The sequence below is a fragment of the Pectinatus cerevisiiphilus genome, from assembly GCF_004341685.1.
GTDB classification, from domain to species: Bacteria; Bacillota; Negativicutes; order Selenomonadales; family Selenomonadaceae; genus Pectinatus; species Pectinatus cerevisiiphilus.
The window spans coordinates 201,443-220,569 of sequence record NZ_SMAA01000001.1 but is presented as its reverse complement, the minus strand read 5'-3'; the positions used below and the strand labels follow the sequence as shown (position 1 = coordinate 220,569).

Sequence of the window (19,127 nt, the reverse complement as noted above, 5' to 3'; positions counted from 1 at the left end):
ATTATCCCTCATTAACAATACTATCCTTGTCAGGCAAAATAATTCTATAATACATTTGCCATTTTCACAATGGGCACTGACGGTAAAAGTCCATATTCAGCAGCGAATGTATAAAACAATTTCAACGCCGCCAGCTGCTTTTCGTGCACATCATATGTGATTACATCAAAATAATCCAGAAGCTGTTGTCTGGAAAACGCTTTTTTGCCTACTACCATATCTACTACCTGCTCTTTGGCTGCATTACCATTATCAAATCCGCCACGCAAACGTTTATAAACAGTTTGCAGCTGTTCAGGAAAAGCGGCAGCGAACTGTCTTGTTGCCGCCCATACGGCATATACCATAGGCATTCCCGTCAACTTTTTCCACTCATTGCCCAGATCATAATAATATACGCCTGCTTGCCTGTTGTGATTAATATACAAAGCATCATCACCAATAAATAAAGCCGCCGTTTCCTCTCCTACCAAAGCATGATACGGATCAAGCTGCTCTATCTGATACAAGGGCGTACAATTATACGCTTTACGCAAAATTATCTTTAAAAGGCAATGCGATGTCGCTGATTGCGCGGTCAATAAGATCTTTTCACCGTCTAACGCGTCAATTGGCCGCTTGGATGCCAAAATAATACTTAACACATTGCCGTCAGCGACAATGCCCAAATTAGGCAGCATCAATAGGCGCTCACTTATTCGGGTAAAAGCGATTGATGACATAGGACTTACTTGCAGCTGCCCTTTTTCCATGGCATCATTCAAAACCGAAGGTACTCCCATTATCAAGGATATACCCTTGTGATAGCCGCACTGTAATAAACTATAAGTAAGCGGCTGACAATTAAGAAAATTTATATGCCCCACACGTGGCTGCATAAGTATTTACCTCCTAAGGAAATCATGGACAAGTAAAATTTATAGATACAACATCCTTCGTACCATATACTTTTTGCATGATTTCCCTAAATTGCAGGAACAAAATCATTTTTTGCGATATTCATCGGCCTTAGACCGTTTTTCGTACGAATTAGGCGCAGATGGTTTTATATCTATTATCTTAGGTTCTTTTTCCCGGTCTTCATAGCTTATATTATTCTTCGTCTCAGTCTTCTTAGAACCCATCACTTTTCTCCATAAGGTCATGACCAGCATGAGGATTACTGCGAAAATAAACACATTCGCAACTATTCCCAGCAAATTACTCATAAGGCCGCCACCCATACCAAACAAATTGGCTAACATGCCTCCTAAAAACATACCGCCAGCCAGCAACCCTACATTTCTAAACATACTTCCCCACGGTGAAGAAGTATTATTGCTTTTCTGGGCAGTCGTTGTATTTTGGGAAGGTGTACTCTTTGCTGACGATGCATTTTGGGACGGTTTATATTCCCGTGCCGTACCAGCGGCACTCTGCGAAGGTGCTGCCGGAGCAGGCCTTGTAACAGCAGCCGGCGCTTTTGCTGCTGGCATCCTTGAACCGCCTTTCGCTGCAAAAGAAACATTCCCCAAAACCATCATACCGACCACAAATAATATAAGAATTTTTTTCATATTCATTTCCATCGCCTCTTTTCTAATTTTATGCATCATCCTCTATACGCCTTTATATCTTCCGGAAAAGCGTACACTTCTGCCAGTGTATCCAATTCCCCCGAAAGATAACGATCTATATCATCAACATCAATATATACCTTGCAGCTCACGTCCAAATATCCCTGTTCTGCGCCATGGCTCAAATCACGTATAGCCATCAGCTTTTCACGCAGTTGCAGGCATTCTTCTTTCGTTGCATGCATATCCAGCTTTATCTGCGGGACACCATTTTCCCTAAGTATCTCCTGCAGACTTATTCTCTCAGACATAGTTTATCTCCTTTTTACACAGTCTATTGCTAATATTCTCTCTCAGTTCACACTTTTACTGCTATCTAGTATTCTTTGCAGGTCACGCATCATATGCAAATGTGTTTCGTAATCTAAATCATTGGCATCATAATTCATCCGCCGTTTTAATTCTTCAATACGCTTTTGAAGTTTGTCTCTTACTTCATCAGTCATAAAAACGCTCCTGACTTTTATTTACAGTATAATCCTTCCGCTTTTTATCCTGTCTTTTCTAATGATACTTCAATGAGCCTAGAACCAATTATAACAAATAGCATTTTCCCACACAAGCAAATGACATAAATAACTTTCTTACTTTCGGTTACTCAAAAGCTTCATAAAAATAATCTGGCTAATATTTCATGTATAAAAATACATATTTTATAGTAAAATACTTATGCACAAAGTTATCCACATAGTTGTTATTTCTGTGGATAACTTTGCAATCTTGCATAACAAAAAGCTCTTTTATCCACATATTAATTCACTTAATCCACACCCTATAAAATTCTATCCACAAGAACCATTTTATTACCATTTATAAAAATCCCTTACTACATAAGGATTTATCGCTTATATAAGAAAATAATGGGCACTAAATATAGTGTCCATTATTTTTCAACCACAATATAATCTTGTGGATAAGTCTAATTCTATACTAAAATTGGCTTTTCGTATTTTTTATGTTTTTTTATACATTTTTTCTCATTTAAAACGATTCTTTATACATAAACTTTCTCTTCGTTCATACCTTTAACTGGCGAAAACGAATCAATGCATCGGCCATTTTTTTTGCATTTTCTTCTAATGATAGTCTTTCATCATACGCTTTTAACGCAGCGATCTGTTCTTCCGTATTATTGCTGTAGACTACCTCTACACGTTTACCCAAAAGACGCTTCGCCTGGTACATCATGAGATTCATATTGACATCATTAGGCAAAAATATGTACTTTTCCGCCACATCACTATGAACCGTATTAACTAAATTGCCGACAGCCAATCCATTCTTCTTCGTATCGGCCATTATAACAAATGCATCATGTTCCTGAAGCTCCGTACCTGTTTTTTCATCGGCAGCTACAGCTAAAACACTTAATTTTTTAAGAGGCCGTCCCGAGATAAAAGCTTTATGCAAATCAGCCATATTATCCACATGCATATCATAAGAATTACCCCATCCTGTTATCTGTTCGATAAGCAAACCAGGACGTTCCATATGCAGATGAATCATCACATCATGCATCTTCTTTTCGATAACAACCATATTTCCATATTTTACTAATATTTTCTTTATATCAGCCACTGCTGCCTTGCAATTATAAATCGTCAACTGCACACAATACGGCCGCACTATATCATTTTCTGGCTCAGGAACCGTATGCGATGTCTTTGTACCCGCCGAAAAGACCAAAACAGGTGATACAAAATTGCCGTCCAGACCTGACCGACAGCCTTCCAGCAACACCATCAAAGCTTTCGCGCCCGCATCAATACGCCCATTCTTTTTCTCAATATTTTTTAAGGCATTTTCTCCTGCCGTTATTGCCGCAGTCAATATTTCTGAAATAGGCCGGTTAGCCCGTACCGCTTTATAAGCACCCTTAGCTACAGTCTTTGCCGTAACTATGATCGAACGTTCCACTTTTTCAAGCGAAGTACGATGCGCATAAAGGATGCCATATTGGAAGGCCTTACCAAATACAGAAGAATCAACATCATACTTTCCTGCCAATCCTTTGGCAATTCCCCGAAAAATCTGCGCTAAAAGTACACCTGAGTTTCCCCGTGCACCGAGCACCGCGCAATTACTTACCGAACAAGCGATCGCACCGATGCTGTCATTACTGATATCTCTTATCGCCATAGCTGCTGAGCCCATAGTTCTAAGCATATTTGTCCCGGGGCAGTTTTGGTCAGCGAGCGAAGTCCCATCCAGACTATTTATATTTTCATATTCCAGCAAAAAGGCACTGTAAGCACCGGCAATCATCCGCTTAAAATCACTGCCAGTGATGATTTCTTTATTTTCGCCCATAAATATCGCCTCCGTTTAGTATTGCTTTAATTCTACTCGATTATATAGCAAATTACAATGATAAACGGCATCTCACCAGTACCGCAAGAATCAACACCGTTTTTCTTTTCAAATAAAAACATTTATTTTACAATTCATACTATATGCGAACCAATGCATTTTCATATTATATTTTAAGAAACTATTATGCTATAATAATGAATAGCCTTTATTTTAGAAAAATCTTTATTCTTATTGGTATTTGCAAACTACTATATATTTACTTTACCGAACTAAAAAACATAATTTTATTTTCAATATTTTATATAAAGAGGTGGCAATTCACGATTTTTCGTGGCAATATTATGGAAATACAGAAAACCTCCACATCTGCACAGTACCCAACAGATATCATTTCTTCTACAGAACAGCAACAGCAGCCTGACCTTATCTTTGCCCTTGATATAGGTACCAGAAGCGTTATCGGTATCGTAGCAGAGAAAGGACCCAATAGTGCCAGAATAATTGATACAGAACGACTCGAACATAAGACCCGTTCCATGCTGGACGGGCAAATACATGATGTCCCCCAGGTAGCACAAATTATCTCTGCTGTAAAAGAAAAACTCGAAGAAAAAACCGGTCCTTTAAAAAAAGTTTCCGTAGCAGCAGCGGGACGCGCCCTTTACACTATGACAGCTGAAGCGCAAATGGAAGTGGATGGGATCATTTCTCCTGAGCAACAAAAACATCTTGACTTTATAGCCGTCCAAACGGCGCAAAAAAACTTAGCAGCCTCAAATATTGTCAAGGATACATCGCTTTATTATTGCGTTGGTTACAGCACTGTATATTATCTGCTTGACGGCACAAAAATAAAAAGCCTGATCGGACAGCGCGGCCGCAAAATATCTGCCAATGTCATTGCTACTTTTCTGCCCCGCCAGGTAGTCGACTCCATGCAGTCGGCGCTTAATACGGCAGGCCTTGAAATGCAGGCCTTGACACTCGAACCTATCGCCGCTATAAGTGTCCTGATTCCTACAACAATGCGCCATTTGAATTTGGCTCTGGTCGATATCGGTGCCGGCACCTCAGATGTAGCGATAACTAAAGACGGTTCTGTCATTGCTTACGGCATGGTACCGATGGCCGGTGATGAAATAACTGAAGCAATTTCCAAATATTATTTACTGGACTTTAATGTCGCTGAAGATGTCAAAAGAAAATTAGCTTCAGGCACAGATGAAAAAATAAATTTCTGTGATATCTTAGGCATGGATTATTCCCTTGCGAAGAAAGAAATCATTGCCGCTGTCATCAACAATATCACTGAGCTAGCACAGGCTATAGCCAATCAGATATTGACACTCAATGACGCTCCTCCGCAAGCTGTCATGCTTGTAGGCGGCGGCTCCCTGACTCCCCATCTCGCCGAAGAAGTAGCCAAAAAGCTAGACCTGCCCATCCCCCGTGTGGCTGTCAGAATGCCCGACAAAGTAGATGATATCACTGATATTCCTGATGTCCTCAAAACCCCTGATGCGGTAACACCGCTGGGGATATTAAAAACAGCTTCCATGCAAACGCTTAGTCTCATCTCAATGTATGTAAATGGCAAAGAATACCATATGTTCAATTTCAAAGAACTTACTGTAGCCGACGTCCTCTTAAATGCAGGCATCAATCTGCATAAATACAACGGCAAACCCGGCCTTGGTATAATGGTAAACATAAATGGAAAAACCAAAATTCTCAGTGGCAGCATGGGGACACTGGCCAAACTAAAGTTGAACGGAAAAGATGCCTCCCTAAGTGATATTGTCCCTGAAAAAAGTCATATTACAATAGAGAATGGCACTGACGGTGCTGCACCGGCAATACATTTACGCGATATAATGCCCAATGAAAAATCCGTAACCATTTATATAAACGACGAGCTTGTCACCGTAGAGCAGTTTCCCTTGATAAACGGCATACCCTGCCATGATAAAAACACCTTGCTTAATGATAAAGATGAAATAACCATTCCGGACGCACTTACTGTTGCCGACGCATTAGCAACCGCCAATTATAATATAAAAAATATTGTTTATCACTATACACTCAATGGCATGCAAAAAACCTGTGAGACCACTTCACAGATAAAGCTAAACCGCAAAGAAGCTTATCTTTCCGATACAATTCATGAAAATGATGAAATAGATTTTATTGAACCTGCCCGTATCGCGTTAAAAAAACTGCTAAAAGATATGTCGGTCTCCGTTGATATAACGGTGCTCTTCAACGATGAACCCTGCATTGTCCACACTTCATCGTCATCGATGATCACGGCCAATGGCAACAGCGTTTCCACAGACTACCTACTCAATGACGGTGACGATATCATCTGCACAGCAGGGCGTCAGTCCCAGGCCATGATTGGTGACGTACTGCTTGCTGCCAATTTTACACCGCCTAAGCCAGACAGCAAAGTGACTTTTCAAATACTAAAGAACGGCCTTCCCGCCGAATTTACCACAGCCATCAGTGAAAACGACCATATAAAAGTCATCCTTACACCGCTTGCTGCAGATGACCAGCCCCAAGCGAAGGAGGCTGACAACCTTAAATGAATTTTCAAAAAGCTGCTGCCGACAGCGAAACATATATTATCACCATGCGCCGCTATTTCCACCAGCACCCTGAGCTTTCTTTAAAAGAGGTAAAAACCACTGCCAAAATAAAAGATGAACTGTGTAAAATGGGGCTTGCCCCCATATGCTACGACAATCATCCGGGACTATACTGTTATATAGACGGAACTGCCTCCAGCAAAAAGAAAAAAACAGTAGCACTTCGGGCTGACATTGATGCGCTGCCAATCACAGAATGTACCTCTCTTCCTTTTGCCAGTGAGGTGTCTGGTGTCATGCACGCTTGCGGACACGACTGCCACATAGCCATGCTTTTAGGCGCGGCAAAACTGCTCAGCAGCCACACCGACGCTTTCTCTGGCAGAGTAAAGCTGTTATTCCAAGCAGGAGAAGAAGTCAGCCACGGCGCTGACTTTTATGTTAAAAATAATTTTTGTGCGGATGTCAACGCCATTTTCGCAATGCATGTATGGGGTGATTTTGATGCCCCGTACATAAGCATCGAAGCTGGCAGCCGCATGGCCAGCTGTGACAATTTCAAAATAACGATTAATGGCAAAGCTGCCCACGGAGCAGCCCCCCATAAAGGTGCCGACGCTATTGTCGCCGCATCATACACTGTCGTAGCAATACAGTCTATCGTTTCGCGTCTAAGTGATCCTTTGATTCCACTAGTCATAACTATCGGTAAGATCGAGGGCGGACAATTTTATAACATAATAGCTGATAAGGTAGAGCTGACCGGTACCGTGAGAACACACTCACCACAGTTACGCATGTCTATCGAGGCAATGCTCAAGAGAGTCGCTGCTAATACGGCACAAGATTTCAACTGTACGGCTCAGCTTGATTATACTTACCATGTTGGTCCCGTTGTCAACGACCAGCCTGCACTCACCACCTTAGCAAGACATGCTGCCACTCTTCTTTATGGGAATGAAATCTTGGGCAGTATGCCCAAAACAATGAGCAGCGAGGATTTTTCCCTTTTTATGGAAAAAATTCCCGGTGTACATGCTTTTATCGGTGCTCGCAATAAAGAAAAACACATTACTGAAACAAACCACAGCAATAAATTTACCGTAGATGAAACTATTTTAAAACGCGGTGCGGCTTTATATGCGCAATTTGCCTGCGACTATTTAAACAAAGCCTAATATTACATGGTGCAAAAATCCCGAAACAACAAATACAGCCAGTGTTTCGGGATTTTTTATGCCTACAGAAGAATTTGACAAATATATATTTTATATGCTATCTTCATCAATTATAGTCAACTAATTAGCCATTATTAACAAAAGGAGTTCTCTTATGAAAAAAAATAATTTTTTTAAAGAATTTAAAGCCTTTGCCATGCGTGGTAACGTTATTGATTTAGCCGTCGGTATTATTATCGGTTCCGCTTTCACTAAAATTGTCAACTCGCTGGTTAATTTTATCATCATGCCACCGCTCGGTAAACTGCTGGGTGGTATCGACTTCTCCAACCTTTTTATCAACCTCAGCAGCACCCCTGTGGACACGCTGCAGCAAGCCAGTGACGCCAATATTCCCGTCATTGCTTATGGTGCGTTTTTAAATACATTTATAGATTTTTTAATCGTCACGTTTGCCGTTTTTATCATAGTCAAACAAATTAACCGCTTTTCCTCCAAACCACAGGAAGAAAAAAAGGCGCGTATATGCCCCTTCTGCAAAGAAAATATTGCTGATGATGCTTTGCGCTGCCCACATTGCACAAGCAAGCTTGATTGATCATAACATAGACTTCTTTTTCTTTATGCCTTTCCATTACATAAAATCATAAAAAGCCGTCTGCAATCTTCACTGCCGTTTCTAAAAGTTAACTTTTCACCTAGCTTTGGGAAACGGTATTTTTGCAGACGGGCTTTTTTATTTTACACGCACTACTTCCCCGCTATGGAAAAGGTACAGGTATTTTTCCTTAACAGACTGCCTTAAAATAGCTTCAACGGCCTCACTGTAAAGCTCTACCTGCATTCGGTATTTTTCCACAGCTTCTGTACCGCGGCAATTATCAGTTTTATAGTCAACCAATACCAGTCCATTTTTTTCACTAAACAACAAATCGATCACCCCTTGGATGAAGATCTGCGTTCCCGGCCGTGCATCATCATAAAACCGGTCAGCTTCCAGCATTCTCGAAAACTGCATTTCCCGCCGTACTTCTTTTGCTATCAGCAGTCTTTCTCCCAACGGAGAACGGAAAAAGCTGCGTATAGAATGCCTATTGACGCGGCTAACCTGCTCTACGGCGATGATTTCTTCTTCTGCCATTTGCGTTAATTGTTTCTTTATTCCAGCATCGCTGAGATCACCTTGCAGATCTAAATGCTGCATGACGCTATGCATCAATGTGCCGTATTCCATACCTGTCATTACCGTTTTTTCCTGCAAGAAACGAGGCCGCACATATTCATTGGCAGAAAATATATTTGCTGTATCCGGCTCTGGCTCAAACCGGCGTTTTATTTCTGTTACTGACAATTTGGAAGGTATTTGCGCATTGAAAGCCTGTGTATAATGCCAGCCTAAACGTTTTTCCACCCATTCTTTGGCAGGTGTACTGGCAAGCGGCTGATGTTTTTTTATCGCGGCAAACACATCTGACATTTCAACTTCCTTTTCCTTCGCCACAGCTACCATATTGTTTTCTATTTCTATTTTCCATACTGAATCACTATACGGTAAGGCAAGCGATGCTTTTTTACTGCCTCCACTGAGCTCATGAAGTATCGCCCCGTCCTGATGCCGTACCAACGCTGGGCAAATCCAATCCAGATAAGTTTTCGCGTTTAACACCTGATAGGGGGGTAACACTACGCTTGTAAGACTGCCTACGGCTTGGCACCATGCTGCCGCTTTCTGGGGCAAATTTTTTACCGTACCAGTCAATATCAATTTATCTCTTGCCCTTGTCATTCCCACGTAAAGGACACGCAGTTCTTCAGCCTTACTTTCTTTTACGATTTGTCTGGCTATAGCCTGTCTGGCTATAGTAGGATAACGTACATTGTATTGCAAGTTATACACATATGGGCCAAGGCCGTATTTTTTATGAATGAGCAAAGCCTGCCTGCTGTCTGCAAGATTTATTTGTTTACCCAAATCAGCAATTATCACTACCGGAAATTCCAGCCCCTTGCTCTTGTGAATCGTCATTACCCTGACAACATCTTCATTTTCACCCAATGTCCTGGCCACGGATAAATCATTCCCACTCTTTTGTATCTTACCCACAAAGCGCAAAAAGCGAAAAAGCCCGCGGTAATCCGTTTCTTCATAGGCAGCGGCACGATCATACAGCATTCGCAAATTAGCCTGCCGCAATACACCTCCCGGCATTCCTCCACAGTAATCATAATAGCCGGTTTCATCGTAAAGCCGCCATATCAGTTCCGGTACGCTCAATTGTCTGGCTAACGTGCGCCAACGGTTAAGCTGCTGTAAGAAATTTACAACTTTATCCTTCAATGTTCCTGCAGCTTCACTGTCCGGTGTACCTGTTTGCAGCAGCGCATCAAACAAATCCCCCGCCATATCATTGAGCCGTATCTGCGCCAATTCCTCCGTGCTGAAATTCAGCATGGGTGAATAGAGCACAGCCGCAAGTGGTATATCCTGCCGCGGGTTATCAATAACCTGTAATAAAGCCAGCATCGTCCTTATTTCTGTTTCAGCGAAATAGCCACTGCTTAACGCCGCATAAGAAGGAATATTATTGTCGCGCAAGGCTTCTAATAATAAAGCTGCTTTCCCCGCAGCAGAACGCAGCAGAATAACTATATCGCGATAAGTCAACGGCCTATAGCTGCCGCTTTGCTTATCAAAAACCTGTTTTCCCTCATTCATTAATTTTTTTATGCGCTTGGCAATACAATCCGCCTCAGCCGAAAAACCAGTAAGCTCCACTTCATTTTCTTCCTCACTGTCAGGTCCAGGCGAATTATGCCCTGCCGTACCGCCCTTATCGAGTAAGATCAGTTCTACGGTATCATCTATTGCCTCTTCCTGCTCTGGAAAAGAAAGCCCACAGGCCAATGCTTCTTTTTCGCCGTATTCCACTTCTGCCGCTTTTGCAGTCATCGTTTGGGCAAAAATGAAATTAACTGCCTGTAAAATATTAGCCTTACTGCGAAAATTTTTAGCAAGGTCAATGCGTTGGCAACACTCTTGCTGCCGTGGATAATTGCGGTATTTTTCCATAAAAAGCGCCGGTTCGGCCAGACGAAAGCGATAAATACTCTGCTTAACATCACCGACCAGAAATTTATCTGTTTTATTTCCGGCAATGAGGGTAATAATCGCTTCCTGCACGCCATTTGTATCTTGATATTCGTCTACCATTATTTCTTTGTATTTTTCACTTATACGGCCAGCCGTTTCTGTCGGTATAAGCTGCTGTGCCGTAGATCCCTCGGTGGCAAGAACCTGCAACGCAAAATGCTCCAAATCATTAAAGTCAGCAATAACCCTATCATGCTTAGCTTTACTAAAAGCGATTAAAAACTGCTCTGTTAAATTGCAAATAAATTCCACATTTTCTTTTTGCAGGTGCAGATCCCTAAACAGCTTTTCTGGTGGCATCTGGAAAAAATCAGTGACGATGCCGCCTATTACGTCCTTTATTTTTTGACGGGCATTTTTTAAATAATCCTTAAGCTGCTCTGGAACATCTGCCGGTAAACGCATGACAGTAAAATGCAGGCCATTCATCACCGCATACAGTTCTGACCAGCCCGAAAGCAGCTCACCACCTATGGAGTTTAGCAGTTCAAGGTCATTTTGTATCGCCTTTATCTCATAGCCGCATTGTGAAGCAGTTTCTTCCATTGCTGCGTTTATCGCCATACACTCATCAAGTGCCTGCGTTAACTCATCCTTTAATATTGCCGCCCATTCCGTATCATCCATACTGCCGCTTTCCGGCAAGCAAAAATATTGGGCCAGCTGGTGCAGCCATTGCTCTGGAAAAGGCTGGCTCATCGCATATCCATAAAGGGACATTATTATTTCGTATACAGCTTCATCGCCCCGTTCACTGCCATACGAATCAACAAAATGCAGAAATAATTCGTTATTCTCAGTCTCATACTGCTCTTCGACCAACGCTGCCAGCACATCCTGCCTAAGCAGGTTTATTTCCTGCTCTCCAGCAAGCCGAAACTTAGGGTCTACATTTATTTCATGAAAATAGCGGCGCACAATACTTTGGCAAAAAGAATGCAGTGTTGATATGGATGAGGCGTTGAGCAGTACCAGCTGCCGCTCAAGTTTTTTCATCATGGCCAACTGTTTTTGCTCAGCTGCCGCCGTCAGTTGTTCTTCAAGGCGCCGGCCAATGCGTTCACGCATTTCAGCCGCAGCCGCATTGGTAAAGGTGACTACCAGTATCTCATTTATATCTATACCATCATCTAACACAAGCCTGATTATCCGTTCAACCAATACTGCTGTTTTCCCTGATCCGGCAGCTGCGGCCACAAGAATATTTTTCCCTCTTGTCTTTATAGCCTCTTCCTGTTCTTTAGTCCATGCCATCTTTTCTGCTCCTTTATATTTGCCCGGCACATCCACCGCAAACCGTTGATTTATCTCACTTATTATACCATTCACTGCATATTTTGAGAATGCTGCGCCATTCTCTTGTATCGCCTTTGTATTTTGTATTTTTTTTACACTCATTGTAAATAATAGCGGATTTATATATACTTTTCATATATAAACATACTACAGAAATTATTACTGCGCATTATAATTTTTTAAGGAGGGTGATTGGTTTTGGAATTGGCAATAGCAGGTACAGGTGGTATCGTCAAGACATGCCTTGATGCTCTAAAGACTTTGTCTGCTGTTCATGTCGCAGCTATCTGCGGGCGTCCCGCAAGTGAGGCAAAAGCCCGCAAACTGGCTGACGCTTACGGGATTCCCCAGGTATATACGGATTATGACGCTATGCTCAAAAATGACCACATTGATTTTATTTATGTCGGCATTATCAACAGCATGCATTTTAATTACGCCAAGCGTGCGCTCCTTGCCGGAAAAAATGTGATCTGCGAAAAACCAATCACTTCCCATATTAAGGAATTAGATGAACTGACATCCATAGCTACGGAAAAACAGCTGTTTCTTTTTGAAGCAATAACACTGCTGCACTCTCCCAACTATGCGTTCATCCAGCGCCATTTGCCAGCTATCGGCCGCTTACGCATCGTCCAGGCCAATTATTTTCAATATTCCAGTCGTTATGACAAATTTTTGCAGGGAATAGTCCTGCCTGCTTTTGATCCTTCCCTTTCTGGTGGCTGCCTGTACGACCTCAATGTTTATAACCTGCATTTTGTTATGGGGCTTCTAGGAACACCAAACGACGCAAGATATTATGCCAACATCGCCGCTAATGGTATAGATACTTCAGGTGCCGCTATTCTCACCTATGACGGCACGGTAGCAGTATGCAGCGCCGCCAAGGATTCTGAAAGTATCAGCGGTGTCATCTTAGAGGGTGAAAAGGGCTACATTCACCTGAATAGCACACCCAATGTCTGCCGCAACGTAATTTTAAAAACAGCAGACAATATCGAAAACTTTGATGGGGAAAAATATGATAACCGCATGGTAAATGAATTCGCTGCCTTCGCTGCAATTTATAAAAAAAATGATCTGGCCGCCTGCCGCAAATTATTAAAACACAGCCACGTGGTAATGCAGGTCATGACCAAGCTGCGAATAGGTGCCGGCATAAAATTCAGCGCAGATGCCCAGTAGTGTTTTCCCAACTTTTTTCACCATTCTACCGTGAATAATGGTATAATTTAGCTTAGATATTTTCTATTTGTGCGAATAAAAATATCCTGTCCCAGCCTTAATACCATTAATGGTACTATTAACTTGACTTATAATTACCATTGTTATAAAATAGTGTTGTTTCATAAAGATTTAATTTACCATCAATATAGAAAATTTAGGTCTTATTTATGGATGCCGGCTGTTTCATACCCTTGCAGATGGTTGCGGGCAACTGGCAATATATACAACACTGCCGCTTTTTATACCACAGTGTATGGGGTTATGACCATTGACTGTCATGCAAATTTTACTTTGAGGACAGGGCTGGCTGATTAAGTTTTGTTTTTCACAAAGTGTAAAACTACGTAAATAGGAGTGATATTTTTGTTTAAACGCATTTTAATCGCTAATCGTGGCGAAATCGCCGTCCGTATTATTCGTGCTTGCAAGGAAATGGGCATTCAGTCCGTTGCCGTCTACTCCGACGAGGATAAAGATTCAATGCACGTAAAATTAGCCGATCTGGCATATAATATTGGTCCAGCAGATGCCGCCTTATCCTACCTGAACTACGACGCACTGATGCAGGCCGCCCTCGATACAGAAGCTGATGCTGTACATCCTGGTTATGGTTTTTTGTCAGAAGACGCCGACTTTGCAGAACGTGTTACCAAAGCAGGCATGACCTGGATAGGGCCGCATTATTCTACTATCCGTCAGGTAGGCGACAAAGATATCGCCCGTGCCGCAATGGTTCCTTCCGGTATTCCTATGTCCAGGGGCAGTGACCCGCTCATAGACGAAGAGGATGCGCTCCGCAAAGCCCATGATGTAGGTTACCCAATTATTTTAAAACCAGTTTCCGGTGGCGGTGGCAAAGGTATGATCGTTGCCAACAGCGAAGATGACCTCAAAAAGATACTGCATATAACTGACCTCAAAAATATAAAATATTATTTTGAACACTATATCGACCATTCACGCCATATAGAAGTACAGATCGTCGCCGACAACTATGGCACTGTGCTGCAACTTGGTGAAAGAGAATGTTCACTACAACGGCGCAACCAAAAACTATTGGAAGAATCCCCGTCTGTAGCCCTTACACCAGATATGCGAAAACGCGTAGGTGATCTTGCTATAAAGGCAGCCAAAAGTGTCCATTACAGTAACATAGGCACTGTGGAATTCCTGCTCAATCTGCGTGACAATGACTTTTACTTCATGGAAATCAATCCCCGTATCCAAGTCGAACACGCTATCACAGAAGCGGTGACGGGTATTGATTTAGTTAAAACACAAATCCGCATAGCTGCCGGTGAACCACTCAATATGAGCCAGGAAGATATCAAATTTACCGGTCATGCCATAGAATGCCGCATAAACGCGGAAGACCCTGACAATAATTTCCTGCCCTCGCCGGGAAAAGTAAACTTCTTCATTGAACCGGGCGGTCCAAGAGTACGTGTTGACAGTGGTGTCTGCGCAGGACTGAGTATCTCACCTTATTATGATTCAATGATTGCCAAAATTATAGTCCACGGCCACACCCGCGGCGATGCTATAAAAATCATGCAGCGTGCCCTTGATGAATTCACCATTGAAGGTATCAAGACCACTATTCCTCTGCATAAAAAAATATTGCGCAATGATTATTTCCGTACTGGTAATATAGATACACGCTTCATAAAAGTGCATTTTTCCAAATACCATTACACTAAATCAGAAGCCGATGCAGCATTGCTCGCCCAAAAGGGAACCCCTGCAAATACGAACGAAAATAAGCAGGAAGAAGCTCCTACTAATAACTGGTCACAAGAAAAAGTAGATAATGATATGCGCATAGCTATACGCTCCGGCTTATACTATATGTAAAAAATACAAATTTTTCTACGCAAAAAGTCTCATGGATATTAGTAAATCCATGAGACTTTTTATATATGCAGCAAAACATCTGTATTATTTTTATTTTCGCAGGCAGGCTCTTATACACATATAGCTTGCCCCGCCATAGCTACTGTTACTTTATGTAAACTTCAATAGCTGCCGGCACAGCTTTCACTTCCAGCGGCAATTTTGGCCCCGGTTCTCCATCAATATCGCTCTGCACATCTTCATCGCAATCGATTTTAAAGGAAGCTGCCTGAATATATTCTACGTTTTTATTATTGATCATATCTTTACCAGCTACTGTTTCCGCCGTAAAAGCAACTAATTCCGGTATATTGCACTGTTTCAGCATTACCAAGTCCAGCTGTCCATCATCAAGCTTTGCCTTTACCGAAATATTTTTCAAGCCTGCTACCACACTGCTGTTTACGATCAGAACGAAAAAAGCGCTTACCTGCCTCGCCTTCCCATCTGCTTCCACCATCATGTTCAGCGCCCTAAACCTTGGCAGTTCACCAATCCCGCGCAAATAATATGCCAACTTGCCAAAAGTGCTCTTGAGCCGCCTGTCAACATCATGCGCCACCGAAGTAAGCATACCGGCACTGGCAACGTTAATAAAATATTTATCACCTACTTTGCCGACATCAATAGTGGTCGTCCTGCCGTCTACTATTGAATCAATATAGCCGGCAAAACCATTCGTCCCTAATGTCAAGCAGGAAGCAAAATCATTAGATGTGCCACTTGGTATGATAGCAATCGGCACTTTAATATTATTTTTCAGCATAATATTAACTATTGCATTTAACGTTCCGTCACCGCCGGCAATGATAATACCTGATGGCATAACGGCTTTCACAAAGCTGGCAAAATCCATATTCAACGGACTGGTGCGATAAGGCACGAGTATGCAGTAACGTTCCTGAAACATAGCGACCAGACGGTCAAGCTTTTTCCTGAACATCGCCGCTCCCGATACCGGATTATATGCAAGTACGAACTTTTTCATATTTACTACTCCTGCGAGATTTCTTTAAACACACCGATTTTACGAAGTCCCTTTATAGCAAACTTACCCATGACGGGAATAGCCGCCATATCTTGTTCCAGGATTCCTTTTACCACGATAAGGATAGCAATATATACTACTGTACCTACCAGAACTGCACCAAGCGTAGCAACAGCGCTACTGCCCAGTTCAAGCAAAATCACATAATAAGAGAAATACAAAGCCAACGCCATGATGGCTGCTGCAATCATGTTCTTCAATATTTGCTTTACTTCCATTTTATAACCGATATACCGATGCAGGAAGTATAAATTAATGATTGCCGCGATGCCTATATCTGCGGCTGTAGCCCATGCTGCCCCCATAATACCGAGTGAAGGCTGCGCTGTAAGTATCCAATTCAAAATTACTTTAGCAATGGCTGCAATGATCATATTAACCATCGGTACCGTAGGATGACCAAGTCCCTGCAATACAGCAGTAGTTATCTGGTGCAGTCCCAACAATACGATAGAAAAAGCAGAAACCCATACGGCAGGACCAGCGCCAGGGGCATTATAAATAAGGCTGGCAATCGGTACGGCCAAAACCAAGACAATGACAAACGCCGGAAAACAAATAAAGTTAGAAATACGTATGGCGGCTGCGGTCTGGCTAAAGCAGCTATCATAATCCTTTAAGGTACGTGCCTTCGATATTGCCGGAACAATGCTTACAGCCAAGGCAGCGGTCAAAATCGTCGCCAGGTTCACAAGCGGTACTGCCATTCCTGTCAAATAACCGAATAGCTTGGTTGCCTCATTGACAGAATATCCCGCTACTTCAAGCCGTTGCGGTACGATCATCAAATCCAGGTTAGCCACTATAGGCAGCATTATACTAGTAGCTGACACTGGCAGTGACAGCTTGAAAATTCTTTTCATTATATAATAGACAGTTTCCCGCTTCTCATTGGGTGGTGGTTCCAAATGGTCACCATAAGTCCTGCTTATATCCTTGTTGAGCTGCCAGTGGAAATAAATAAGCACCAATAAACCAGCCACAGCTCCTGCCAAGGCACCCAAACTAGCGCCGGCAGCGGCAAATTCCAGTCCATACGGCAATAACAACTGGGCAAATAAAATCATCGTTATGACCCGGAAAATCTGTTCAACTATCTGCGACACGCCTGTCGGTGTCATTCGCTGCCAGCCCTGTAAATAGCCGCGCGAACTTGCTAGAATAGTAACAAAAAATATTGCCGGTGCCAACGCAATAACAGCATAATAGGCTCGCGGATCACGAATAAACTGCCAGTCGATAAGCCACTGCGCACCAAAATACGTGAGCAAACTGCACAGTATCCCTGTAAAAAACATGAGCGTCATTGATATATGAAAAATTCGTTTTGCTCCCCATATATCTTTTAAGGCAATATGTTCAGCGGTTATTATGGATATTGCGATAGGCACTCCCGCCGTAGAAATATTAAACGCCAAAAAATATATAGGAAACGCCATCTGATAAAGGCCTATCCCTTCACCGCCCAGAACACGCGAAACAAAAATCCAGTTAAGCGAACCAATGACTTTAACGACAATGCCGGCTACTGTCAAGATAAGCGTGCCTTTTAAGAATGATGTGTTCCTATCGGCGTTTTTTTCAGTAGTAGTTTGAGTATTTATAATCAGCACCTGCTTCATTTTAAACAAAACTTTTATTTTCTTTTTGAGCAAAATTATATATAATATACTAAATAGTAAAGAATTTATTATTTAGCATCTTATAATGCCATTTTAAAAATGGCATAGGCAAAACAAATCCAGCCAACAACTTGTTTTATACACCTGTTAAGTATCGACCAGTGAAGGGATTTGGCCAGATAGTCTCCGTATTATCTGTTGACTTAAAAAATTATAGCATTTATCTTCAGACTGCGCCAGCATAATTTCCAGTTTCAAGCTTAAACATGCATTAATCATTATCTTTAAAATAATAACCCGAAGGATACACAATGAGAAAGAATATTATCGGCTTCAATACTAAAATCGGCAGGAACAAACCCGAAACAATCATTAATAAAGATGCTTCATGCCCTTTCTGTGAATATAAACATCTTGAACATATAATTGCTACCTGCGGTGAAATGACTTTATTGGAAAATAAATACAATGTCCTCGAGCATTCCTTCCAGACCGTCCTGCTCGAAACACGTTATTGCGGCAGTGATATGCCTGATTACAACCATAAGCATATGCATGACCTAATCCACTTTGGTGTTGACCATTGGTTTTCTATGCTTGATTCCGGTAAATACAAATCTGTGCTTTTTTTTAAAAACTATGGCCCGCTTTCAGGCGGGACAATGCGTCATCCGCATATGCAGATAATCGGCCTAGAAGATATAGATAACGATTCATTATACGATGAAAGTGATTTTTTTGGTATGCCCATCATCAAAAAAGGCGCTGTGGAATTTAATGTGTCTACTTCTCCCCGCTTGGGTTTCTGCGAACTTAATATACTGACTGAAAACAATAGTGAACTCGATACCATGGCTGATTTCATCCAGATATCCGTCGACTATATAATGAAGCATTTCGATAACCGTTGCAAAAGTTATAACATCTTTTTTTATCGCATAAAAGGTCTTATAAAGGTAAAAATAATGCCCCGCTTTCCTACTTTGCCCTTGTTTATCGGTTATAATCTGCGTCTCAGACCGAACAATCTTGATATAATTATCGCTGAAATACGTAAAATATATTTTTCCTAGGGCTGTTATCGTTCCAATATTGCTTGCCGCCTTGCAGAATTGTCTTTGCCTTTTTGGGCAATCACCTTTTTTATTTTTCTGCCTGGCAGCTTTGCATACAGCCAAACCATGTTGCG

General features: G+C 41.9%; 14 protein-coding genes. 6 read left to right on the top strand and 8 right to left on the bottom strand.

The window, feature by feature from the left end:
* Window positions 1-44: 44 nt before the first annotated feature.
* From EDC37_RS00970 to EDC37_RS00950, 5 genes are all read right to left on the bottom strand, one after another.
* Window positions 45-878, bottom strand: coding sequence for a menaquinone biosynthetic enzyme MqnA/MqnD family protein (locus EDC37_RS00970; protein WP_132546991.1), 834 nt, complete (start codon window positions 876-878; stop codon window positions 45-47).
* Between the two features lie 105 nt (window positions 879-983).
* Window positions 984-1,562: an acid shock protein gene (locus EDC37_RS00965; protein WP_132546990.1), complete on the bottom strand. Its 579-nt coding sequence runs from the start codon at window positions 1,560-1,562 to the stop codon at window positions 984-986.
* Between the two features lie 29 nt (window positions 1,563-1,591).
* Window positions 1,592-1,867 carry a hypothetical protein gene (locus EDC37_RS00960; RefSeq protein WP_132546989.1) on the bottom strand — a complete coding sequence of 92 codons (276 nt, stop codon included), beginning with the start codon at window positions 1,865-1,867 and terminating at the stop codon, window positions 1,592-1,594.
* A gap of 42 nt (window positions 1,868-1,909) precedes the next feature.
* Window positions 1,910-2,062, bottom strand: coding sequence for an aminoglycoside phosphotransferase (locus EDC37_RS00955; RefSeq protein ID WP_132546988.1), 153 nt, complete (start codon window positions 2,060-2,062; stop codon window positions 1,910-1,912).
* Between the two features lie 571 nt (window positions 2,063-2,633).
* On the bottom strand, window positions 2,634-3,926 hold the full coding sequence (locus EDC37_RS00950) for a DAK2 domain-containing protein (protein ID WP_132546987.1): 1,293 nt from the start codon (window positions 3,924-3,926) through the stop codon (window positions 2,634-2,636).
* A gap of 344 nt (window positions 3,927-4,270) precedes the next feature.
* Here EDC37_RS00950 and EDC37_RS00945 point away from each other — a divergent pair, with 344 nt between their 5' ends.
* The 3 genes from EDC37_RS00945 to mscL all read left to right on the top strand — a co-directional run bounded on the left by EDC37_RS00945 (window position 4,271) and on the right by mscL (window position 8,296).
* On the top strand, window positions 4,271-6,520 hold the full coding sequence (locus EDC37_RS00945) for a cell division protein FtsA (protein ID WP_132546986.1): 2,250 nt from the start codon (window positions 4,271-4,273) through the stop codon (window positions 6,518-6,520).
* Entirely contained in the window at window positions 6,517-7,698 is a 1,182-nt protein-coding gene (locus tag EDC37_RS00940) for an amidohydrolase (protein ID WP_132546985.1), read from the top strand. Before EDC37_RS00945 ends, EDC37_RS00940 begins: the two co-directional genes overlap by 4 nt.
* A gap of 154 nt (window positions 7,699-7,852) precedes the next feature.
* Window positions 7,853-8,296, top strand: coding sequence for a large conductance mechanosensitive channel protein MscL (mscL, locus tag EDC37_RS00935; protein WP_132546984.1), 444 nt, complete (start codon window positions 7,853-7,855; stop codon window positions 8,294-8,296).
* 138 nt (window positions 8,297-8,434) lie between these two features.
* On the opposite strand, the gene addA is transcribed toward mscL, so the two are convergent.
* Window positions 8,435-12,247, bottom strand: coding sequence for a helicase-exonuclease AddAB subunit AddA (gene addA, locus EDC37_RS00930; protein ID WP_231040019.1), 3,813 nt, complete (start codon window positions 12,245-12,247; stop codon window positions 8,435-8,437).
* A 96-nt stretch (window positions 12,248-12,343) separates the two neighbouring features.
* Between addA and EDC37_RS00925 the strand changes: the two genes are divergently transcribed.
* Window positions 12,344-13,333, top strand: a complete 990-nt coding sequence (locus EDC37_RS00925; protein WP_132546983.1) for a Gfo/Idh/MocA family protein — start codon at window positions 12,344-12,346, stop codon at window positions 13,331-13,333.
* 405 nt (window positions 13,334-13,738) lie between these two features.
* Window positions 13,739-15,229, top strand: coding sequence for an acetyl-CoA carboxylase biotin carboxylase subunit (locus EDC37_RS00920; protein WP_132546982.1), 1,491 nt, complete (start codon window positions 13,739-13,741; stop codon window positions 15,227-15,229).
* A 145-nt stretch (window positions 15,230-15,374) separates the two neighbouring features.
* On the opposite strand, the gene EDC37_RS00915 is transcribed toward EDC37_RS00920, so the two are convergent.
* Both EDC37_RS00915 and EDC37_RS00910 read right to left on the bottom strand, forming a co-directional pair.
* Entirely contained in the window at window positions 15,375-16,256 is an 882-nt protein-coding gene (locus EDC37_RS00915) for a YegS/Rv2252/BmrU family lipid kinase (RefSeq protein ID WP_132546981.1), read from the bottom strand.
* 5 nt (window positions 16,257-16,261) lie between these two features.
* Window positions 16,262-17,938 (bottom strand): putative polysaccharide biosynthesis protein, encoded by a 1,677-nt coding sequence (locus EDC37_RS00910; protein ID WP_132547082.1) that lies wholly within the window; start codon window positions 17,936-17,938, stop codon window positions 16,262-16,264.
* Between the two features lie 311 nt (window positions 17,939-18,249).
* On the opposite strand from EDC37_RS00910, the gene EDC37_RS00905 reads away from it, so the two are divergent.
* The gene (locus EDC37_RS00905) at window positions 18,250-19,011 is read left to right on the top strand and encodes a DUF4931 domain-containing protein (RefSeq protein WP_132546980.1); all 762 of its coding nucleotides are present in this window, start codon (window positions 18,250-18,252) and stop codon (window positions 19,009-19,011) included.
* The last annotated feature ends 116 nt before the right edge of the window (window positions 19,012-19,127 follow it).